Origin of the sequence: uncultured Roseibium sp. (assembly GCF_947496995.1) — a bacterium.
GTDB lineage: Bacteria > Pseudomonadota > Alphaproteobacteria > Rhizobiales > Stappiaceae > Roseibium.
In genome coordinates this window covers 1,771,982-1,793,737 of the sequence record NZ_CANMFD010000001.1, presented here as the reverse complement: position 1 = coordinate 1,793,737, position 21,756 = coordinate 1,771,982, and the positions used below count along the sequence as shown (strand labels likewise).

Here is a 21,756-nt window from a genome sequence, read left to right as displayed (position 1 = left end):
GGGCGCAGCCGTGCCGCGCCCCAAAAACCCGAAGAGCGGAGAACCTGCGTATCAGCGGCGGCGACCTCCGCCGCGCCGGGCGCCCCCTCCCCGCTGTGGTTGCGGACGTGAGCGCTGCACATTGCGTTGACGGTTGATCTGCTGATTGCCGGCCTGACGCGCCCTGTTGTCCCGGTTCAGATGCGCCGGAGCCTGTGGCCGTTGCGCCGGACGTTGCACATTCGGCCTCTGGACCGCCGGCGGCTTTTGCACAGACGGTCTTTGCACTGCGGGCCGCTCTGCCGGTCTTTGCACTGTCGGGCGCTGCACGTTCGGAGTTTGAACGTTGGGGCGCTGTCCCGACGGCAGGTTCGCCGGACGCTGCACATTGGGCCGGTTTCCGGCATTCGGCCGGTTCTGGATCCTGTCGCCGGCCGGACGGTTTGCCACTCCCGCCCCTGCTCCGGCACCGAGCCTGGCCCCTGCTCCGGTATTGGCGAGCCTGTTCTGTATGTTTTCCCGTGATGGGGCAGCAACATCTCCCCAGCGGCCACTTTCGAATTTCTGCCAGTTGTCGCCATCGCGGCGGTAGACCGCGCCGTCCTGTCCGGCGAAGACATCGCCGCGGCGGTCGAGATTGGCCACGCGGCCGGGACTTCCATCCTGCTGCCAGCGTTTCACCGCACCCGCCTGAAGATCGCGGGTGCGCGACCATTGCGGTCCGGTCACGACCTTGCCGCCCCAGGACCCGTAAATGCCGCGCGCGCCACCGGCGACAACACGGTTGCCGGTGCGCGGGTTATAGGCGGAGATGAAGCCGGCACTGCCGCGCGGACCGCTGATGGCCGCCCCGCGGATATAGCCACCGGTGCGGGGATTGTAGACGCCGCCACCGGCAATGCCGCGCAGAGGGCCGTAGGCATAGCCGTAGCGGCCATAGGTGCCGCGCACCGGATTGTAGAAAGCGCCGATGCCGTAGGTCACGGGTCTTGGGAAATAGATCGGCCGATAGCCGGGGCGGTACCAGGGCCGGTAATAGTAGCCGGTGCCGTAGACAAACACGCCCCAGGCCAGAAAGCCCGTCAGATAGCCCATCGTGTAGCCGTACCACACCGCATCGGGTTCGGTTTCATAGATGCGCACATACGTCACGTTGTAGACCGGCGAGGATGGCGGGATGGTGTAGATTGCGTCCGGGACCGACGTCGCGACCGCAAACGGTCCCTCCGGGCCGTCCCCGACGAACCAGACGCCGTCCTGCAGCACATAATATTTCGCGCCCACCTGGATCACCTGATCACTCGTGTTGACCGCATAGGACATCGATGTGCCCTCGATCGGCTCGAATTCCGGATCGCCCGCATAAGCGACATCCGTACTGAGCGAGCCCAGCTCGACCCGTGCCGTTGTCGGGATGCTGGCCTTCAGGCGCGCCTGGGAAGCTTCCGAAGTACCCGGAATGGACGAGCGGACCGAGTAGTAAGGCGCGTCTTCGGGAATGTTCAGGAAATCGGACGGCATGTCAGGCGTGGTGAAGGTCCATGGCCCGTCGAGCGATGCCGATTTGAACCAGCGGCCGGAAACCAGGATGTACCAGGTGGACGTCGATTTCAGGAAAAACACGTCACTGTCGGTGTTGGACGCCCACTCCAGATCGGTTCCGGTCACCTGTTCAAGCTCAGGCTCACCTTCAAAGACGATCATCTCCGCAGGTTTGTCGGAATAGATGACTTTCGGCGCCGCGTTGTCCGGGAACGGTTCGCCGGGGATGGCCTCGCGGGTCTCCTTCCAGTTATCATCATCCGGCAAGGTTTTGATCAGGTCGGGAAGTTCGGCGACCGGTTGCCAGCCCGCAGACACATCCTTCGTTGTCAGCCAGGCCTTTTCGTCACGCAGATAGAGCTCTCCGGTTTCGTCGATCCTGAGGATGTCCCAGTTGGTGTTGACGACGAAACTCAGGCCCTGTTCGCCCTTGACGGGAGCGAAGATCGGCGCGCCTTCCGTCTGCACCAGAATGGCGGGCGAGGTCGACACGAAGACCGGCGGAGCGTCGGTCCCGAGCCCCTGGACGTCTTCCATGCGCTGGTATTCGGCAAGGCCGGCCGTGATCCGGTCCTCCTTCACCGTGATTGTGCCGGTCGGCATTATCTTGCCGACCTGTAACGAGAGATCAGTGAGTGCGCTCCTGTCGAGCGCCGAGAAATCAAGCTTCGTCACCTGGAGAGCGCTGACATCGACCTCGCCCTTGTCGGTGTCCGCCACTGTCTGGCCGCTCACGCCGATCACGCCGAAGACCGGCTTGGCGTCCTTGTTTTCAAGATATTCCGCGGCAACCAGCGCCTTGAGCGTCTTGAAATTGTCCCATTGCGTAAACTGCGGCTGATAGAGAACGAGTGTCGCGCCGCCATCGGTCTGGAAGGAGCGCGGCCAGCCCGTGGTTTGTTCCGGTTCGGTCAGTTGCAGGTACTTGCCGCTGACGAACCCGTTGCGGCCGCCGTAGCTGACGGAACACCAGGCACCGCTGTCGTCGCAGTTGTCGAGCTCCACCGCGGTGCCGTTGGGCACCGTGCCGAAGGAACCGTAGCCGGTTCCAGGACCCTGCCGGAAATTGACATTGGCCGTGGTGACGGCCGGGGCGGCCAGTACGCCGTTGACGAGAACAGATTGAACGAGCAACGCCGAGGAAAGGACGACGGAAACAGTCTTGCGCATGGCAGCCTCCAAAAAGCAGCCCGCGGCGGATCTTGCCGATCCCGCACGCTGACCACTTGCAACCTATCAGCAAACGCGGCCCGAAGCACGAACCACGGCCTCAAGATAATGCTGGACGCCCCTATTCCCTGTGCGGCGCGTCACAGGTAGTTGTCTGGTAAAGTGACAATCTGTCTGCAAGATGCGTCGTTCGACTGCAGCACCGGACCCGGGAGATTAACCAACATGCGGATATCGCGCCGCTTCCTTACTGCCGCCCTGGCGGGACTTGCGTGGCTCGGCTCTCTTGCCATCGCGCCGCCGGAACAGGCGCAGGCAGAAATTTTCTACTGCCAGAGCACCCGCACGCCACAGGGAAGCCTGCCGTATTGCAACTTCCTGCTTTTCGACAAGTCCTTCACCCGCCACAAGCAGGTCATCGTTGCCCAGGGAGCATTCCGCGAAGTGGATATCAACGGCCGCTATGACGTCTTCTGTGTTCTGGTGCAGAGAAATCAGGGCAGACCGGGCCAGTTCGACTACCGCAAAGAGCAGTGCCGGCAAACCGATACGGGGCGGAACTATCAGTTTCCGATCAAGGCCCTGAACATGCGCCGGGGCCGCGACGGGTTCAGTTCGGATACCGTGCAGACGTTCCTGCCCAACGAAGGCTGGTAACCGATCTCCGGCGCGACGCCGGGCTATCCAATTTGCTTTTTCAGACCGTTTTTGCGCTTCAGCAAGCGACCGAAGAAAGCGCCTTTGCGGCCATCGCCACAGCCTGACCGGTGCGGGCGGACTGCTGGGCAGCGAGGCCCATTTCGACGGCGCGGCGGCCGTCCTCCAGCGTCACATCAGGAAGATCCTTTTCCCCGCGCACGACGGCAGCAAATCCGGCGTGCTGATAATAGGTCGAGCCGTTGTGGTCGCCCGCCTCGAGAAGAGCCGTGTCCACCGGAATGTCGATGTGGCGCGGTCCCTTGGGACTGCGCGGTGAAACGACAAGCATCGGCACGGGCGGATCGCCCAGGTCCTCCGGCCAGAAACGTCCGGGCCCGGGCACGAAAGCTTCCACCTTGCCCTGCGGCCCAACGGCAGAGACTTCCTCCTGGAAACGCGAGCCTTCCGCGAACATGCAAAGTTCCAGCATGGCGCGAGCACCGTTCTCGAACTCCACGATCACATAGCCATTGTCGAGCACATCCGGCCGTTCGCCGTCGTAAATCTCGTCCTTGTGATTGGTATCCTGTCCGGCCGACGCCATCACGCGTACCGGCTCGCATTTCATGATCAGCCGCATGAGATCGAAAAAATGGCAGCATTTTTCGACGAACGTCCCGCCGGAATAGCGGTTGAAGCGGTTCCAGGCCCCGACCTTGTGAAGAAAGGGAAAGCGGTGCTCCCGGATCGTCAGCATCCTGACACCGCCGGTGACCTCTTCGGCGCGCGCGATCAGGGCCGCGATCGGCGGCATGTAGCGGTATTCCATCGCCACCCAGACCGGCGCCGGATAATTGGCCCTGAAGGTCTCCAGCTCGGCGAGATCCCTCGGGTCCGTGAACAGCGGTTTTTCGACAAGTAACGGCAGAGGGCGTTTCCTGCGGATTTCCTCCATTTGCGGCAAATGGCAGTGGTTCGGGCTGGCAATCAGAAGGCAGTCCAGCGCTTCCACGTCCAGCAATGCATCGACAGAGCCTGCAAATTCGGCGCCCGGCGCAAATTCCGCCGCGGCCCGGGCCATTGCCGGGTCAGGTTCGAATATCGCCGTCACTTCGGTATCCGGTAGAAGGGCAATGTTGCGCAGATGTTCCTGCCCCATCATGCCACAACCGATCACACCGTATCTCACCTTCACAGGCATTTAAGTCCTCCTTGGATGGCAGGTCTTCAGGTTACCCGACGCCCGCCTTGTCTATTTCAACCGCTGTACGTAATGCGCCCTGTCGGTGTCGAACCAGGTTCGCGAATATTCGACCGGCTCCGGTCGGTCCGCCCAGCTGAACCGCTCGATATAGCCGGTGAGCGTTCCCGCCGGCTTGGAAAATTCAGCCGGCGCCCATTCGGGCACCTTGCCGATGGTGACCCTGTCCTCGGCGCGGACGATCCAGAAACCGAGATGCTTCTGATAGAATCGGTAGAGGGAATCGGACATGAACTCCCGCTTCACCTGACCGGCGTCACCGTCGAGCCAGATTTCCTCCACCGCGATAATGACGTCGTTGAGATATCTGAGGCGGCGGATACGGGTGCCCTCGTCACTGGTGCCGAAGTCCGGCAGGTCCTGCGGTTTGCGCAGCCGGTCCAGCTCCAGAATGTCGGCGCGCGGCAATCCTCCGCCCGTCAGCAGCTCCAGACGGAACATCGCGTAGACACTGTCGCCGGTGCCGCCCTGGCGTATGTAGTTTCCCGAACCCTGGACCCGCTCGAGTAAGCCTTTTTCCGTAAGGTCCGCCAGCGCCTTGCGCAGGGTGCCGATCGAGATTCCCAGCTCCTCGGCCATGTCCCGCTCGGGCGGCAAGCGTTCGCCGTCGATCAGCCGGCCGGCGGCGATATCGCGGATCAAAAGCTCGCTGATCTGCACATATAAGGGCAGAGCATTGGAGGAATGCGAGGCCATCGGCATGGCGGTCTGGTTGCCTGTTCTGCAAAATTGATACACTATTGATTTACATCAAAACGGGTGATATGCAAGAAGAAATCGAAGGCAAAATGAAGCCATTCGAAAACAAATGAAAACTCCGGAACGGCACACGTTCTTTCGAACGCGGACAGGACGTTCCGGCAATTTTGGGATCGCTCAACCCGTCTTCGTGCGGCGCGCACAGGCAGGTTGTTCCAGGGAGGTATTTCATGACCATTGTCCCGGTAACTTCGCCGGATCTCGATGCCGCGGAGGTTTCCTGGTTCGCGGCGCTGTGCTCCGACGATTATCAGTTTCTGGGCGTACCGGAAGGCCACTTGCGATCGTCCTGGAACCATTGTTCCGCGATCGTCAAAACCGCCGAGCAGCAGGGCTTTCGCAATATCCTGTGTCCGTCCTCCTATCAGGTCGGACAGGACACCCTGTCCTTCGTCGCCGGCTGCGCGCCGATCACCGACAAGATCAATCTTCTGGCTGCGGTCCGCTGCGGGGAGATGCAGCCGATCATGCTGGCGCGCACCATCGCGACGCTCGATCACATGCTCGAGGGCCGACTGACGGTCAACATCATTTCCTCCGACTTTCCCGGCGAACAGGCGGACAGCGCCTATCGTTACCAGCGTTCCCGGGAAGTCGTCGAAATCCTGAAACAGGCCTGGACCCGCGATGAGATCGACTATGAAGGCGAGGTCTACACCTTCAAGGGCCTGACCACCGATCCGGTCCGGCCTTACCAGACTGGCGGACCGCTGCTCTACTTCGGCGGTTACTCGCCGGCAGCGCTGGAGCTTTGTGGCCAGCATTGCGATGTCTACCTGATGTGGCCGGAAAAAATGGAAGAGCTGGAAGGCCGCATGAAGGCGGTCAATGCAGTGGCGGAAAACCACGGCCGCACCCTGGACTACGGCCTGCGCGTCCACATGATCGTGCGCGACACGGAAAAGGAAGCGCAGGAATACGCCGACTACATCGTCTCCAAACTGGACGACGACCAGGGAACAGCCATCCGCGAACGCGCGCTCGATGCGAAATCCCTCGGCGTCAGCCATCAGGCGAAGAACCGCGAGATCGCCGATGCGTTCGGCTATATCGAGCCCAATCTGTGGACCGGTGTCGGACGGGCAAGATCGGGCTGCGGCGCCGCGCTCGTCGGCTCGACCGATCAGGTCCTGTCGAAAATCGAGGCCTATCAGAAAATGGGCATCCGCGCCTTCATCTTCTCCGGCTATCCGCATATCGAAGAGGCGGAGCATTTCGGCTCGCGGGTCATGCCGCACCTGAAGACCTGCTCGCTGCCGCAGGCTTACGGCCGCGTTCCGGCCGAGACACCTGCAACCCCGCTCGGCACTGGAGTACGCCGCTAATGGAACGCGTCAGTCTTTCCGAAAACCTTGAATTCTCACGCCTGATTTATGGCATGTGGCGCATCGGAGACGATACGGACACCTCCCCTGCTTATGTGGAAAGAAAGATCCAGATCTGTCTCGATCAGGGGATCACCACCTTCGACCAGGCGGATATCTATGGCGGTTACACCGCCGAGGCCGTGCTCGGAGGGGCGCTCAAAGCCAATCCCTCGCTGCGCGAGCGCATGGAAATCGTCACCAAATGCGACATCGTCGCCCCTGCCGGACGCTACGCCGACAAGACGGTGAAATACTACGACACCTCTCGCGCCCATATTGAAATGTCGGTCGAGACCTCACTTGCCGACATGGGCATCGAAACCATCGACCTGCTGCTGATCCACCGTCCGGACCCGTTGATGGATCATCACGAGACCGGCAGCGCGCTCGACGATCTGGTGAAGAGTGGAAAAGTGAAATCCGTCGGGGTTTCCAACTTCCGTCCCTGGGACTGGGAGTTGCTGCAATCGGCGATGTCGACGCAGCTCTTCACCAACCAGATCGAAATTTCCCTGAAGGAGATATCTCCTTTCACCAATGGCGATCTCGCCTTTCATCAGAGGCTCGGCACACGGCTGATGGCCTGGTCGCCGCTCGGCGGCGGCGCGCTGATTGCAGAACGCGGCCGGCTCGGCGCTGTGCTCGACGAACTTGCCGGAGATCATGGTGTCGACCGCTCCGCGGTTGCCATTGCCTTCCTGCTGGCGCATCCGGCGCAGCTCCTGCCTGTCCTGGGCACCAACAACCCGGACCGGATTGCCAGGATCTCCGATGCCCTGAAAGTCAATCTGGATCGCGAAACCTGGTACCGCCTTTATGAGGCGGCCCTCGGACAAGAGGTGCCCTGATGACCATGCAGACTGCCAATCATACCGTGACCTTCGAGCCCGATGCCGAGAATACCCGCCTGCTGCGGGACGCCTTTGGCCGTTTTGCCACCGGCGTCACCATCGTGACCACGGGATCGGTGGACGGTCCCGTCGGCATTACGGCCAACAGCTTTTCCTCCGTTTCCCTGGAACCGCCTCTGGTTCTGTGGATGCCGGACAAGGGGTCGCGGCGGTTCCGCTATTTCGAGACTGCCGAACATTATGCCATCCACGTCCTCAGCCATGAGCAGGCCGAGGTGTGCAGCGGCTTTGTACGCAACGCCCATGCCTTCGACCAGTTGAGTTACAAGGTGGATGAAAACGGCGTGCCGCTGATCGAAAACTGTCTGGCACGGTTCGAATGCAAACGTTTTACCGCCTATGAGGGCGGCGATCACCTGATCGTCCTGGGAGAGGTCCTGCAGGCGGAAATGCGCACGGGAGATGCGCTTACCTTTTTTGCGGGCAAACTGGGACAAACCGCACCACAATAAGAACCGGTATAGGGACGGCTGACCGCCCCGCGCGGAAATGCAGATTTAGGGAGGAGCCCGGATGGGCGTATTGTTGGCGGTCCTTGCACCGCTCGACTTCGTCAATTCGCACCTGTTGCGGATTGGACGAGCGATCGGCATTGTCGCCGTGGCCTTGATGGTGGTTGCGATCCTGATTCAGGTCGTGTTCCGCTATGTTCTCAACAATGCTCTGCCCTGGCCCGACGAAGCTGCGCGTTTCTGCATGCTCTGGATGACCGGCCTGATGGCGCCGACCGCCCTGCGGCGCGGCGGCTTTGTCGCCATCGACATGTTCGGCCATGCCCTGCCCCGCATCCCGGGCAACATTCTGACTCTCTTCCTGCTGCTGATCTCCCTTACCGTTCTGATCATCGCGATCAGGATCGGTTATTCGGAAGTCACCGGCTTCGGCGGCAATTTCGCGACCGCTTCTCTTTATGTCCCGGGCAATTTCACCCTCAGCGAATGGATCCGCGTGCCACGCAGCTGGATGATGGCCTCGATTTTCGTCGGCGTGATTCTGCTGGCGATGGTCAATGTGGAACTCATCCTGCGCAGCTTCATATCCCTGCTGGGCGGCGGATCTCGGCTGACGGACATACCTGATCCGGACATGGCGGGGGCAGACTGATGCTTATCTGGTTCCTTCCGGTCTTTCTCTTCTTCCTGATGCTCGGCCTGCCGGTCTTCTTCGGACTTCTCGCCGCGCCCGGCCTGCTGCTGTGGATGAACGGTCAGGAGCGCGACATCGTGCTGCTCTACCGTAACGTCTACAACGGCATGGACAGCTTTCCTCTGATGGCGATTCCGTTCTTCATGCTCGCGGGCGAACTGATGAACAAGGGCGGCATCACCATGCGGCTGGTGGAGTTTTCACAGGCGCTGATGGGCCATCTTCGCGGCGGTCTTGCGCATGTGAACATTCTCTCCTCGATGTTGTTCGCCGGATTGTCCGGGTCGGCGGTCGCCGATACCTCTGCTCTCGGCTCCATGCTGATTCCGGCAATGGAAAAGCAGGGCTACACCCGCAAGTTCGCAGCCGCGATCACCGCGGCGAGCTCGGTTATCGGCCCGATCATCCCGCCTTCGGGCATCATGATCATCTATGCCTATGTGATGGGGGAAAGTGTCGCCGCCCTGTTTCTGGCGGGCATCGTGCCGGGGATCATGGTGGGCGTCGGCCTGATGATCATGGTCAAGTTCATGGCCGACAAATACGACTTTCCCGCCTCGAGCCGCCGCTACACGTGGGGTGAGCGTGGCAACGCCTCGCTGAAAGCCTTCTTCCCCCTGCTGACGCCGGTCATCATCATGGGCGGTATTCTGGCCGGGATTTTCACACCGACGGAAGCCGCGGCCGTCGCCGTGGCCTATGCTCTGTTCATCGGCCTCTTCGTGTTGCGGTCGATCAGGCCGTCGGAAATTCCGGGCGTGCTGAACCGGGCCGGCATCACGTCGGCCGTCGTGCTTCTGCTGGTCGGTGCGGCAATGGCCTTCAAGACAGTCGTCAGTCTCAGCCACGCGCCGGAGATCATGGCCGACTTCGTGCTGTCCCTGTCGCAAAATCCGCTGATCCTGCTGTTCCTGATCAACATCCTGCTGTTCGTGGTGGGCATGTTCCTGGATGCGGGACCGGCGATCATCATTCTGGGGCCGATCCTCGGTCCCATCTTCATCTCGATGGGTGTCGATCCCATCCACTTCGCCATCATCATGAGTGTGAACCTGACCGTCGGTCTGGCCACGCCGCCGATGGGGCTGGTGCTCTTTGTCGCGGCGTCGGTTTCAGGAGAACGGGTTGAAACCATAGCCAAGGCCATTCTGCCGTTTCTGGCGGTAGAGATCGCGGTGATCTTCCTGATCACCTACATACCGGCACTTTCCATGACGATCCCGCGTCTGACCGGATTTGCCAACTGATATTGAGTTTTAAAGGGAGGTACCTAATGCTCAAATCTGCACTCAAAACGCTCACCGTCGCGGCGATGCTCGCCGGTTCGTCGCTGAGCGCCATAGCCGCGGACTACACGCTGCGCGCGACGGCCAACTCCAACGAGAACGACGAAGACTATGACGGTCTGGTCGTGTTCAAGAACTTCGTGGAAGCCGCATCCAACGGCGCGATCGAGGTCGAACTCTTCATCGGGACGCAGTTGTGCTCAAACGGAGCGGAATGTCTTCAGGGTGTCGCCGACGGCGCCATCGACATCTACATCTCCACCTCCGGCGGCGCTTCGGGCATCTTCCCTTATGTTCAGGTTCTCGACCTGCCCTACATGATGGCCGACGACCGGATCGCGGAACACGTTCTTTCCGGCGACTTCACCCGCGCCATGCGCGCCATGGCCCTGGAGGATTCCCAGAATTCCATCCGCCTGATGACCATCGGCAATACCGGCGGCTGGCGGAACTTTGCCAACACCAAGCGTCGCGTCGCAACGCCGTCGGACCTTGAAGGTCTCAAGATCCGCACCGTCGTCGCCGACCTGCCGCAGGAACTGGTGAAGTCCCTGGGTGCTTCGCCGACGCCGATCCCGTGGCCTGAACTGTTCACCTCGTTCCAGACGGGCGTCGTGGAAGGCTCCAAGAACGGCATCACCGACATCATGGGCATGAAGTTCCCCGATGCCGGCCTTCAATACGTGACCCTCGACGGCCATGCCTACATGGGCGCCCTGTGGTGGATGAACAACGAGAAGTTCCTCTCCATGCCGGAAGACCTGCGCCGTGTCGTGGTCGATGGTTTCTATGCTCTTCAGCAGGCGACATTCGCCTCGCCGAAGCGCAAATCCATCCAGGCCTATGAAGACTTCGTTGCCGGTGGCGGCGATCTCTACGTTCCGACGCCGGAGCAGAAGTCCGCCTTCAAGGAAGCTGCCGCTCCGGTTTACGACTGGTTCAAGGCCAATGTCGGCCGCGGCGAGGAAATCTTCGGCGCACTCGAGAAAGCCGTCTCGGAGGCTGAAGCTTCCATCGACGGCAGCCGCAAGGCTGATCTGAACTGAAGCTGACGCACGTGTCACGCCCTGCCCTGCGGGGCGTGACACTCACTTTTCTTCACCTTCATTGCAGCACCTGAGCCTGCAGGCCATGAGAAGACAGAGGGAGGACAGACATTCGAGATTTCTCATCCGCCCAGCGCTCCCAGAACCGAGCCCTGAGCCGATCAGAAGCCTTCATCGGAACGGATACATCCAGACCTTGTAGTCGCCCACAAGAACATGCGCTTTTTCAATCTCATCCCGGGTCATCTTCTTGACCACCTCTTCCAGAGAGATCGCCGCATCGGGATCCCCCCCGATGGCGGAGAGCGTGTACCACATGTAGGCGCGAACGAGATCCGGCGCCGGCAGCCCGCGTCCGACTTCATAGTACCAGCCGACCCCGGACTGGGCGCCCGGATGGCCTTTCATGGCACTTCTGAGATACCATTCGAACGCCCGCTGGTCGTCGCGCTCGACGCCCAGGCCCATGGCGTACATCACGCCGATCAGCTCCTCCGCGTCCGCGTTGCCGGAGCGCGCCGCGGGCCAGAGTTCCTGCATCGCCTCCTCGTAGCGGTCGGCCTCCATCAGGTCGCGCGCTTCCTCGATTTCGGCAAGGGCCGGCGTGCTCAGCAAGGCAAGGCCGACAAGGGCAATCATAAGCTTTCCAGTCATTCGATCCTGTCTGTCCCCCTAATTGTTCTTCTTGCTGCCCCTGCCCTGGCGGCGGAGTTTCCCGCGCCGCTCGGTCCTGACGATTTCATTGCCTTCGACCGCAGACAGGCAGCGCTCGGACAGCTTCTCTTTTACGACAGGATCCTGTCCGGCAACAGGAATATCGCCTGTGCCACCTGCCATCACCCCAGGCTGGGCACAAGCGACCGTCTGTCTCTCGGGATCGGTGAAGGCGGCGAAGGACTGGGGCTTGAACGTACTGCCGGTCTGGGCGGGAACCGTATCCGCAAACGGATCCCCCGCAATGCGCCGGGGCTGTGGAACCTCGGGGCGAAGAACCTTCACACACTGTTTCACGACGGCCGCCTGTCGATCGCCGAGACCTATGAAAACGGCTTCAACTCGCCCGCCGAGGAATGGCTGCCAAAGGGGTTCAATTCCCTGCTTGCCGCCCAGGCGGTTTTCCCGGTAACCGCCCAGTTCGAGATGGCCGGAAATCCTAAGGAAAACGAGATCGCAGGCGCGATCCACGACCGGATCGACGCCGCCTGGCCGATCCTGGCCAAGCGCGTGCGGATAATTCCGGAGTACGGGCAGATGTTCGTTGCGGCTTTCGATCATATCGATGCGCCGGAAGACGTGACGATCGTGGAGATCTCCAATGCCCTTGCGGCATTCCAGGCCCTCGAGTGGCAAAGCTTCGACAGCCCGTTCGACCGGTTTCTGGCTGGAGACACAGCAGCGCTGGACGGCAGCCAGAGACACGGAGCGGAGCTTTTCTACGGAAAGGCCGGCTGCTCTGCGTGCCACTCCGGCAAACTTCTCAGCGACCAGAAATTCCATGCCCTCGGTCTGCCGCCCTTCGGTCCCGGCCGCACGCGCCGCTTCGATCCGATGGTACGCGATGTCGGCGCGATGGGGGAAACCGACCGGCTGGAAGACGCCTACAGGTTCCGCACGCCGATGCTGCGCAATGTCGAGCTTACCGCTCCTTACGGGCACAACGGGGCCTATCCGACGCTGGAAGGCATCGTCCGCCATCATCTCGATCCCGACGGCATGCTCAACTCCTGGCGGCCTGAAACGGCCAGCCTGCCGGACGCCCCCTGGCTCGCCGGCATAGATTTCATGGTCTGGAAAGACCCGCGTGAGCTGGCGCGTCAGGCGCGCTTCCGGGATATTTCGGCAATCCCGCTTTCCGACCGGGACATTTCCGATCTGGTGGCATTCCTGAAGGCCCTGACCGGGTCCGCCTCCGTCACCACCCCTCCTTTCGGCATTCCGGACAAGGTTCCGAGCGGATTGCCGGTTGACCGCTAGCCGTTGAGCAGAATAGAGCACTTTGCATGGTTAAACCTTTGAAAGACAGGGCGAACGTCCTGTTCCCCGGAATTGTTATTGCCGGGCTTGTGGCAATCGCCGCGCAGTTTTTGAACGACCACTACGGCGCACCCGCCATGCTGATGGCAATTCTGCTTGGAATGCCGTTGAACTTTCTTTCAGAAGAAGAAAGAACCGCCGAAGGCATCGCCTTTTCCGCGAGGACGCTGCTGCGGCTCGGGGTCGCCTTGCTGGGCGTGCGCATCAGCGTCGAAATGGTGCAGGCTCTCGGCCTGCCCTTTCTGGCGCTTGTTGTTCTGGGAGTGCTGGCGACCATCGGGGTCTCGCTGCTGATCGGCCGGCTTTTCGGCCGCGACCGGCTGTTTTCGTTTCTTACCGGCGGAGCAGTGGCGATCTGCGGGGCGTCCGCGGCAATGGCCATCGGATCGATCCTGCCGAAGCGTGAACACGGTGAGCGGGACCTCGCCTTTACGGTCATCACCGTCACCGTGCTGTCGACGCTGGCGATGATCTTCTACCCGATCCTGACGAATTCTCTCGGGCTTTCCATCGACGAAACCGGGGTTTTCCTCGGCGGGACGATCCATGATGTTGCCCAGGTGGTGGGCGCCGGATTTTCGATTTCAGAGGAAACCGGCGATCTGTCCACGCTGGTCAAGCTGATCCGGGTCACCCTGCTCGCCCCTATCGTGCTCGTTGCGGCCCTTGTGCTGCGCAAGGGCGCCGCTCCCGGCGCCGCCCGTCCACCGCTGGTGCCCGGCTTCGTGATCGCTTTCCTCGTGCTGGCTGCCTGCAATTCCTTCGGTCTGATCCCGGACGTCGCCAAGGAAACCGCAGGCCATGTCTCCCGGTGGGCGCTACTGGCCGCAATTGCCGCAGTAGGCATGAAGACCTCGCTCCCGAAACTCCTTGAAGTCGGCGGACCCGCCATCTGGATGATGCTGACGCAAACAGTCTTCCTGGCGCTGTTCGTCCTCGGGGGTATCTGGCTGATCGGGTAGAGGCTATGGCAGAATTCGGAGGGAGGCGTCCAGGGCACCGACCTTAAACACCTCGGCTGGCTCCATCAGCAGCCTCCAGTTCCTTGCGCACAAGAGCGATGTTTCGGAACGTCAAAACGCCGAACCCGACGATACCTGCAATCGACAGCCACAGGCTAAGCAACTGCAATTGCGAAAGATCGCCGAATTCTCGCAGCCTGAAAAACAGCAATGCAATTGCAAACAAGGGCAGGAGAATTGCACTGAACATGAGCTCGACAAGCCCTCCGTCAACCCCCCCTCGGCGATGAATGGCGGCGTTTGCCGACAAATTTTTCAGCGAAAACAGATGTATTTGCGTCAGACTAAGCGGCAGCCATGCAAAGTTCCGGAAGTCCTGAATGTTCCCTGGCGCTATGCGGACAAGATGGCGGGTGTGGCAGCTAAAATAGTAGCTGAGGAAAAACAATATCAGCGGGGCAGCAAAGACGACCAGCAATCCGGGAACGTTTGTTCCCAAAATGGAAACGGACTGGCTGGCCGGGCTCGATTTTTCAATGTCCTGTTCGAGGTTAAGCGACAGGACACCAAGTTTTTCAGCATAGAAGCCATTGGGAGCGTCTTTGAGGTTCGTCGCAAATTTCACCTCACCATTTTCGATACGAACAAGTTCGTTATCGAAGTTCCGGCCGGACAACCAGTGCAAGAACGAACTGTTCGGAATGGCTTTCATTTCGCCGGTAAATGTTGCCGAAAAAGCTGGTGTGGCCCCCGTTCTGACTGCCTCAACCAAATCGAAATAGATGCCGATGCTGTGGACCCCATCGGGTAAAAATGAACTGGCATCGGTTTCGTAGTCGCCAATTCCGATTGAAATACTGTCAATTCGTCTTCCGGCATCCGGATGTTGAGAAAAGAAATAGGCGATTTCCTCGAGCAGTTCATCGGTGTCGGGGACCAGAATTTGCGCATCCCGGTCAAGATCCAGCCCGTTCAGCGCGTTCAGCTGAATCAATGATGCGTTTTCGACTTCGCTCAAAATTGTGTTGTCGACCTGAAGCTTTCCAACGTGGATAGGCTGCAGGAAAGCTTCAGCGATATCGTCCAGACCAAAAATCAGGTGATTTCCAGCGTCAAGTTTTTCGGAAACACGTTCAAAGATCGGCTGGAGTTCTTTCTCTGCAGCCTCTTCGACGAGATCAGCCAGAAATACCTCGTATTCGACGAAGGGCAATTCGATAAGCGAGTCGACAACTTCCTTCTGAAGCTTTTTATCGGGTGGAGATTCAACAGAGAGCGCAAATATTATCGCGACCAGAGCCACCGTCATAATCAATCGATGAAGTCCACGGGCAGACTTCAGCGCATCTTCAACCATCACTCAGGTTCCTTGCCTCACACAACAGTTCCACCTTAACGAGCACTTTGGGGAAGAAAACCGGTTTTCGAAGGAAATTTCCCGTGTCCATTAGTTGCTGGACTTCAACCTGATTGCCCCGTAGTCGGGAGGATGCTCAAAGCCCTTGAAATCAACCGACAGGGCTTTTCTTGACCTCATGAGTGTGAAATATAGCTTTACCTTCACTGATGGGACCGCCCCAGCGAAATTGCGGCGACGCTCTTCGGCGACCCGCCCGCATCAGCCCGGAAATTCGAAAGCGCCTTGATGAAAAGCTACATCACGACCCCGATCTACTACGTCAACGGTTCTCCGCATATCGGTCATGCTTTTACTTCCGTCATGGCCGATATCCTGAAACGCAACCGCGTAGCGCTGGGATACGAGTTGATGCTGTCCACCGGCGTTGACGAACACGGCCAGAAGAACCAGGAAGCGGCGGCCGAGCTTGACATGTCGGTGACTGATTACCTGGAGATGCGCGGCAAGGAATTCCGCGACGTATTCGACCGTCTGGGCGTTGCCTACGACTATTTCGTGCGGACCAGCCGGGAGGGTCACAAGACGGCCGTCGCCGGCATGGAACAGGCGATCTTCGACAAGGGCCTGATCGTCAAGAAACAATATACCGGCACCTACTGCAAGGGTTGCGAAGAGTTCAAGAAAGAGTCCGACCTGACCGAGGATGGCCAGTGTCCGCTGCACCCGACCATGAAGGTGGAGCAGACGGATGAGACCAACTACTTCCTGAAGATGGAGCCGTACCGCGAACGGCTGCTGCAGCATATTGCCGACAATCCGGATTTCGTTCAGCCGGAAGCCTTCCGCAACGAGCTGAAGCAGATGCTGTCAGAGCCGCTGGAAGACCTGTGCATCTCGCGGCCGAAGGCCCGTGTGACGCTCGGGGTCGACCTGCCTTTCGACCCGGACTTCGTGACTTATGTCTGGTTCGATGCCCTTGCCAACTACCTGACCAATATCGGCTGGCCGGAAGAAGGCTACGAGGACTGGTGGGCGGAGTGCGAGCACCTGATCGGCAAGGATATCCTGAAGCCGCACGGCGTCTACTGGCCGATCATGCTGATGGCCGCCGGCCTGCCGCTGCCGAAGAAACTTTCCGTGCACAGCCACTGGGTCGGCGCCGGCGGCGTGAAGATGTCGAAGTCCATCGGCAATGTCGTCGACCCGATCGAGGTGATCGACAAGCTGGGCGTCGATGCGCTGCGCTGGTATCTGGCCCGCCACATGCGCGCCGACAGCGACAGCCAGATCTCCGTCGACCTGATCACCCAGACCTACAACAGCGAGCTGGGCAACAAGGTGGGCAACCTCCTGTCGCGCGCCGCGAAATTCTCCAAGGCGCGCTTCGACGGCAAGCTGCCCGCGCCCGGTCCTCTGAACGCCCAGGACGAGGCCATCCGCAAGTCCGTTGTCGAAGCGACCACGGGCATGAGCGCGTGGATGAACCTTGCCGACATTCCCGCGCGGGCGCAGGCGATCATTACCGTTGCCGACGAGATGAACAACTATTTCGCCGAACAGGCACCGTGGGACCTCATCAAGAACGAGGACACACGGGAACGCTGCCAGACGGTGATCTACGTGACACTCGACTGCCTGCGCATCGTCATGGAAGCCCTGCAGCAGATCATCCCGGGCTCAGCGGGCAAGGCGCTGGAAATGCTGAATGCACCGGAGGTAGCCTGCCCCTGGAAACCGGAGCTCGACAAGCTTCAGGGCAACAGCGACCTCAATGAAATCGAGACGCTGTTTCCCAGGGTTCAATAATATTTGGCGTAAATTCGGCGGCCGCTCTGTCATGCGGGGTCGCCGGAACGTCACATGCCGGGAAAAACAGACCCCTCAGCGCCCGGCAGCGTGAGGATCAGTCTCCATCGGCACTCGTGTCCCCGCACGGGAAAGACGAACAGGAAGAGGACCATCAGGCGCGGCGGGATGCGGGTCGTCCTTTTCGCTCCGGATCGAAAGAGCCTCCCGGAACGTGGCGAGACGGTCGAGAACGGCTTGCCGCTTTTCGTCGAGATCGGCTCTGAGACGGTCGATCTGCTCGAGCTTTTTCACGAGTTGCGGAATGCCGCCCTCGCAGGGTCCTGCGCCCTCGTCGGAGAGGCAGGCCGCCATCGCGCGGACCTCGCGGGTTGAAAAGCCCGTGTCGATGAGATCACGGATCCGGCCCGCGCGGCGCAGGTCGGCGGGGTCATAGCTGCGATAACCGTTCTCCGCGCGGCGGGTTTCCATGAGGCCCGCCTTTTCGTAGTGGCGCAGCATGCGCTCCGTGATTCCAAGCCGTTCGGCTGCTTCCTTGATCTGCATTCCGGCTCCTTTCCACGCGGTTCCGTAGCGTGTCGCATTCAGGCGGATATAGGGTTTCCCGAATTCAATTGAATGCGACACGGTCTAGCACCTTGACACTAGTGTCAGGGTCAACCCTTCTTTTCAAGAAGGCGAACGCAACAGCTGCTGCAGCGGCAATCCGGCGGGCCTCCCTCCCCCATCAAGGGAAAGGGAAGCCGCATGTTTCATTGTTGGTGGCTCTAACTCCGCAGTGACCAGCCGCCGTCAATGGTGATCACCTGTGCGGTGAGCCATTCATTGGCCGAACTGCCGAGCCTCAGGATCCACGGCACAAGATCGGAGGTCACCCCGCGCCGTCCCAACGGGACCTGTGCAGCCTCGGCCTCCTCTATGGATTGCGCGACTTCGGCGGGAAGCCCCATCATGCCGGTCAGGGCACCGCTCTTGACGGGCCCGGGCGAGACGGCATTCACCCTGATACCGTCCTTTGCAAGCTCGATGGCCCAGGATCGGGTCAGATGCTCAAGCGCCGCCTTGGTGGCCGCGTAGTGGGCCAGGCCCGGCGCCGCGTTTCGAGAAATCGCTGTTCCGATATTGACGACCGCGCCTTTGCTTTCCCGCAAAGTCGCCTGCGCCTCCTTCAAGAGAAGCGACGGGGCAACGATGTTGACCGCGCAGATGTCCGAGATTGTCTCCGCATCGTAAGCTTCGATGGCGAGCGGTTTCCCGGCCCCGGCATTGTTGACGATCAGATCCAGTCTGCCCCAACGGGCCATCGCCGCCTCGACAATGCGCCTGCCGCCGGCGGGGTCGGCGCTGTCGGCCTGCACGGCCTCGATCGCCGCGCTTCTGCCGGCAACGCCGGCAAGCTTCGCCTCATCACGTCCCGTGATGACCACATTCGCTCCGCGCTCGATCAACGCCAAAGCCGTGGCTTGCCCGATGCCGGAGCTTCCGCCCGTTACGATTGCGACCTTGCCCTGCCAGTTCGTCTGTTCACTCATTCCGGTTCGCTTCCCTGATTGACACCTGCGCTCATGCGCCTCGTGCCGGTCCTAGCGGATTGACGCTAGTGTCAGGGTCAAGACCGAATTTCAGGGTGCCAGTTGAGTGAATGCCGCCCTGAGTTTGCCGGCGGCCCAAGGACGTCAGGAAAACCCGCGCTAGAACAGTGCGGAGAATTTCGCGTTGAAGCCGTGGTTCTGCGACTTTTCGCCGAGCTCACCATGATAGCTGACGTCGAACCTTGCTCTTTCGCCCAGGCCGAAAATCACACCCGTCTCGACAAGGGCCGTGTCGCGGTCGAGCGGCGTGCCGCTGATCTTGAAGCCGTCGCCGGTGGCAAAGCGCATTGTCGAGGTGGCAGCCGGATCGCCAAGGACATGAGACCAGCCGACAGAACCGCTGAGCGAGGCGGTAACATGATCGCCGGCGGCCACCTGCCACTCGGTCCGCAGGCCGAGAGTGGTGACGCCGAGGGTCTGCGATGTAGCATCGACGGAGAGAGCCGAAGCGCCGCCGGTCTCCGTGAAGGCATCGCTGCGCTGATGGAGCAGGGCGACGCCCGCGAACGGCTCGAACCGGGCGGCACCGGTGCCGAAGGAATAGCCGGCTTCGCCGAAGAGCTGTGCGGTGGCTGCGTTATAGTTCGCGCTTAATGTGTTCGTCAGCGTTCCGGCGGTCACCTTGCGGCTGGTAGAGACGTCATGGAGGGTGTAGTTGGCGCCCATCCGCAGGCCCAGCGGGCCAAATTGACGGCCTGCATAAGCGCCAAGCATGTAGCTTCCGGCATCGCCTGACGATGCACGGGCATCGACATCGAAGCTGGTATTACCATAGCCGGCCATCACACCGGTGCGCCAGCCACCCAGGATTTCCATGTCCGCGCCCAGGACCATGCCGCCACCGGAATGGTCCATGGTACTTGCATTGCCGTCGCCGCCAATCCTGCCCCAGTTGCCATAGGCCTGGCCCCAGGCGACTGCCCGACCGGAGGCTGCGGGAGCTTCGCCGGGACCATTGAAGGCGATCATTGGCATATCGCCGGAGGCCACGCTGTCAAAGGCTCCGCGAATGCGCTCGCCCACGGCATCGCGGGCAACGCTGCTCTGCTGGATCAGAAGCGTGTTCGTGGAACTGTGCACCTCGCCCGACAGGGAATCGAAGGCGAATCGGGCATCCCCCTCGCTCAGGACAACCACCGCGTCATAGACCGCATTGCCGGCACCCAGGCTGCTGACACCGCCCGCGGCCCCACGTTGGTTCGCGGTCTTCGCGGCAGAGGCGAAGCTTGACGCATTACGCGTCAACTCTAGGGTGACCTTGTTGGCACCATAGCCAAGGGCGGCGTCGAGGAAAGCGAAGTCCTCGCTGACCGAACCGAAGGTGCCGGTGACACCCGCCGCCCCGGTCAGGATCGTGTAAGTGGTGGTCGGGGCATAGGTGGAGCCGTCATCGGTGCCGTTTTCCGCCGACACTTGGACGGTTGCGCCACTGTCGATGGTCACGGTGCCCGTGGCGGCGATCTTGTCGGCATTGCCGTCCTTGTCGACCTCGACCGCGTAGGTGGAGCCTGCGGCAAAGCTGGTATTGCCGGTGACATTGAGCGTGCCGATGGAATTGCCCGGCGCAACCGTGCTGCCGGAGTTCGCCGTCAGCGCGCCGACAGTCCCCGAGCCGTTCAAGGTGCCGCCGTTCAGGGTTATCGCGCCCGCGCTGCCGTTGACTGTGAGTGCGCCGCCGGAGACGGTAATCCCGTTGGAGAAGGCCCCCGTGGAGGAAATCGAAAGCGTCCCCTCGCCCGATTTCGCAAGCCCGTCCCCGCTCAGGGTTCCGGTGAGCGCAAGCGTGCTGGAGCTCGCCGTGGCAATCGAAAGGCCGCCCGTGTTCGGATCGATATCGCCCGACAACGTCCAGCTAGACCCCTCCGTCAGGCTGAGCGTGGCGACGCCGGAAAAATCTGCGTCTTCAGTCCCGGACCCGTCCAGTTCCAGCGTGCCGTCCGCCGTTCCCAGATAGACGTCCCCGGTCAAGGCGCTTCCGCTGTACATCTTGAGGGTATTGCCCGAATTCTCAAGATAGATCGCATGATTCCGGGTCGTGCCATCGCCGCTCAGCCCCCCCGAGACCGTTCCGCGATTGACGATTTCCACCGCGCCGAGGCCCGTGCCGACCAGATGAATGCCGATGCCGCCGGTTCCATGAGACCCGACATTTCCCCCGCCGCTTCCCGCGCCTCCAGCGCCGCCGTTCCCGCCGGCGATCACAGTGGAGGAGCCCGAAAGTTCGACACGTGTCATGGCCGAGTTGATCAGGAAGCCGTCACCACCGTCACCGCCGTCACCACCGTCTGTCGCAGCGAGGTTGTAGGCGGTCGTACCACCGGCACCGCCGGCTCCTCCGGTGAAGCTGGTTGCGCCGAAAACCTGCGTCGCGGCTGCCGAGGCCTGTGCAGCTCCACCGTTGGTCCCGTCCCCTCCCGGGGTGGAGACAGGCGTGAAGGTAACAGGCGCACCGGGTAAGTTTAACCCGGACGCGGACAACGGGGTTCCTCCAGTGTTGGCCACCACCACGGTGGTGTTCACGTCTTCCGGGGTAATGCTCATGGTGTCGTTGGAACCGGTTTGGGTGACTGTCGCCCGAACGCCGTCGATGGCGTCAACCTCGGCGGCCAGGTCCTGCAGCGTGTCCCCCGTATTGATCGATATGAAGACGGCAGGTGAACCATTAACGGAAACAGAGATTTGATCGAAGTTGTTAACGCCCGCCAGTGCGGTCAAGTCCGTGGTGTCGAAATCCAGACCGGTGGTCAGGGTGGTCACGACCAGCGTGTCGTTGAGGCCGATTGATGACCCGTTTGTGCCGTTCGCGCCGACCACGGGCGAGGCAGCATGCCCCCCGGCCGGGAACAGCGAAACCGCAGCAACGGACGCCATGGCCCAGGCGTATGGTGACCAGTAC

General features: G+C 61.0%; 18 protein-coding genes. 10 read left to right on the top strand and 8 right to left on the bottom strand.

What is annotated here, in order from left to right; all coding sequences use genetic code 11:
- Window positions 1-51 precede the first annotated feature (51 nt).
- Window positions 52-2,691: an SH3 domain-containing protein gene (locus Q1B40_RS07980; protein WP_299812170.1), complete on the bottom strand. Its 2,640-nt coding sequence runs from the start codon at window positions 2,689-2,691 to the stop codon at window positions 52-54.
- A gap of 225 nt (window positions 2,692-2,916) precedes the next feature.
- Here Q1B40_RS07980 and Q1B40_RS07975 point away from each other — a divergent pair, with 225 nt between their 5' ends.
- Window positions 2,917-3,348: a hypothetical protein gene (locus Q1B40_RS07975; RefSeq protein WP_299812168.1), complete on the top strand. Its 432-nt coding sequence runs from the start codon at window positions 2,917-2,919 to the stop codon at window positions 3,346-3,348.
- 58 nt (window positions 3,349-3,406) lie between these two features.
- Here Q1B40_RS07975 and Q1B40_RS07970 read toward each other — a convergent pair whose 3' ends face one another.
- Both Q1B40_RS07970 and Q1B40_RS07965 read right to left on the bottom strand, forming a co-directional pair.
- Window positions 3,407-4,531 carry a Gfo/Idh/MocA family oxidoreductase gene (locus Q1B40_RS07970; protein ID WP_299812166.1) on the bottom strand — a complete coding sequence of 375 codons (1,125 nt, stop codon included), beginning with the start codon at window positions 4,529-4,531 and terminating at the stop codon, window positions 3,407-3,409.
- 51 nt (window positions 4,532-4,582) lie between these two features.
- A complete protein-coding gene (locus Q1B40_RS07965; RefSeq protein ID WP_299812164.1) occupies window positions 4,583-5,293 on the bottom strand; it encodes a GntR family transcriptional regulator in 711 nt (236 codons plus the stop codon).
- A gap of 227 nt (window positions 5,294-5,520) precedes the next feature.
- On the opposite strand from Q1B40_RS07965, the gene Q1B40_RS07960 reads away from it, so the two are divergent.
- The 6 genes from Q1B40_RS07960 to dctP all read left to right on the top strand — a co-directional run bounded on the left by Q1B40_RS07960 (window position 5,521) and on the right by dctP (window position 11,106).
- Window positions 5,521-6,675 carry an LLM class flavin-dependent oxidoreductase gene (locus tag Q1B40_RS07960; protein WP_299812162.1) on the top strand — a complete coding sequence of 385 codons (1,155 nt, stop codon included), beginning with the start codon at window positions 5,521-5,523 and terminating at the stop codon, window positions 6,673-6,675.
- Window positions 6,675-7,565: an aldo/keto reductase family oxidoreductase gene (locus Q1B40_RS07955; RefSeq protein WP_299812160.1), complete on the top strand. Its 891-nt coding sequence runs from the start codon at window positions 6,675-6,677 to the stop codon at window positions 7,563-7,565. Before Q1B40_RS07960 ends, Q1B40_RS07955 begins: the two co-directional genes overlap by 1 nt.
- Window positions 7,565-8,080 (top strand): flavin reductase family protein, encoded by a 516-nt coding sequence (locus tag Q1B40_RS07950; protein ID WP_299812158.1) that lies wholly within the window; start codon window positions 7,565-7,567, stop codon window positions 8,078-8,080. The genes Q1B40_RS07955 and Q1B40_RS07950 overlap by 1 nt, the downstream gene beginning before the upstream one ends.
- Window positions 8,081-8,141: 61 nt before the next feature.
- Complete coding sequence (locus tag Q1B40_RS07945) at window positions 8,142-8,732, top strand: TRAP transporter small permease (protein ID WP_299812156.1); 591 nt, start codon at window positions 8,142-8,144, stop codon at window positions 8,730-8,732.
- Window positions 8,732-10,021, top strand: coding sequence for a TRAP transporter large permease (locus Q1B40_RS07940; protein WP_299812154.1), 1,290 nt, complete (start codon window positions 8,732-8,734; stop codon window positions 10,019-10,021). Before Q1B40_RS07945 ends, Q1B40_RS07940 begins: the two co-directional genes overlap by 1 nt.
- A gap of 26 nt (window positions 10,022-10,047) precedes the next feature.
- Complete coding sequence (gene dctP / locus Q1B40_RS07935) at window positions 10,048-11,106, top strand: TRAP transporter substrate-binding protein DctP (protein ID WP_299812152.1); 1,059 nt, start codon at window positions 10,048-10,050, stop codon at window positions 11,104-11,106.
- 171 nt (window positions 11,107-11,277) lie between these two features.
- Here the strand turns inward: dctP and Q1B40_RS07930 are convergent, their stop codons facing one another.
- A complete protein-coding gene (locus tag Q1B40_RS07930; RefSeq protein WP_299812580.1) occupies window positions 11,278-11,514 on the bottom strand; it encodes a hypothetical protein in 237 nt (78 codons plus the stop codon).
- Window positions 11,515-11,640: 126 nt separating this feature from the next.
- Here Q1B40_RS07930 and Q1B40_RS07925 point away from each other — a divergent pair, with 126 nt between their 5' ends.
- Both Q1B40_RS07925 and Q1B40_RS07920 read left to right on the top strand, forming a co-directional pair.
- Complete coding sequence (locus Q1B40_RS07925) at window positions 11,641-13,080, top strand: cytochrome c peroxidase (RefSeq protein ID WP_299812579.1); 1,440 nt, start codon at window positions 11,641-11,643, stop codon at window positions 13,078-13,080.
- Between the two features lie 26 nt (window positions 13,081-13,106).
- Window positions 13,107-14,102, top strand: a complete 996-nt coding sequence (locus tag Q1B40_RS07920; RefSeq protein ID WP_299812150.1) for a YeiH family protein — start codon at window positions 13,107-13,109, stop codon at window positions 14,100-14,102.
- A gap of 43 nt (window positions 14,103-14,145) precedes the next feature.
- Here Q1B40_RS07920 and Q1B40_RS07915 read toward each other — a convergent pair whose 3' ends face one another.
- Window positions 14,146-15,459: a hypothetical protein gene (locus tag Q1B40_RS07915; protein ID WP_299812148.1), complete on the bottom strand. Its 1,314-nt coding sequence runs from the start codon at window positions 15,457-15,459 to the stop codon at window positions 14,146-14,148.
- 288 nt (window positions 15,460-15,747) lie between these two features.
- On the opposite strand from Q1B40_RS07915, the gene metG reads away from it, so the two are divergent.
- Entirely contained in the window at window positions 15,748-17,268 is a 1,521-nt protein-coding gene (gene metG / locus Q1B40_RS07910) for a methionine--tRNA ligase (protein WP_299812146.1), read from the top strand.
- A 75-nt stretch (window positions 17,269-17,343) separates the two neighbouring features.
- On the opposite strand, the gene Q1B40_RS07905 is transcribed toward metG, so the two are convergent.
- The 3 genes from Q1B40_RS07905 to Q1B40_RS07895 all read right to left on the bottom strand — a co-directional run bounded on the left by Q1B40_RS07905 (window position 17,344) and on the right by Q1B40_RS07895 (window position 21,731).
- Window positions 17,344-17,895, bottom strand: a complete 552-nt coding sequence (locus Q1B40_RS07905; RefSeq protein ID WP_299812144.1) for a MerR family transcriptional regulator — start codon at window positions 17,893-17,895, stop codon at window positions 17,344-17,346.
- Between the two features lie 140 nt (window positions 17,896-18,035).
- Window positions 18,036-18,800 carry an SDR family NAD(P)-dependent oxidoreductase gene (locus Q1B40_RS07900; protein ID WP_299812142.1) on the bottom strand — a complete coding sequence of 255 codons (765 nt, stop codon included), beginning with the start codon at window positions 18,798-18,800 and terminating at the stop codon, window positions 18,036-18,038.
- A gap of 159 nt (window positions 18,801-18,959) precedes the next feature.
- On the bottom strand, window positions 18,960-21,731 hold the full coding sequence (locus Q1B40_RS07895; RefSeq protein ID WP_299812140.1) for an autotransporter domain-containing protein: 2,772 nt from the start codon (window positions 21,729-21,731) through the stop codon (window positions 18,960-18,962).
- Between the last annotated feature and the right edge of the window lie 25 nt (window positions 21,732-21,756).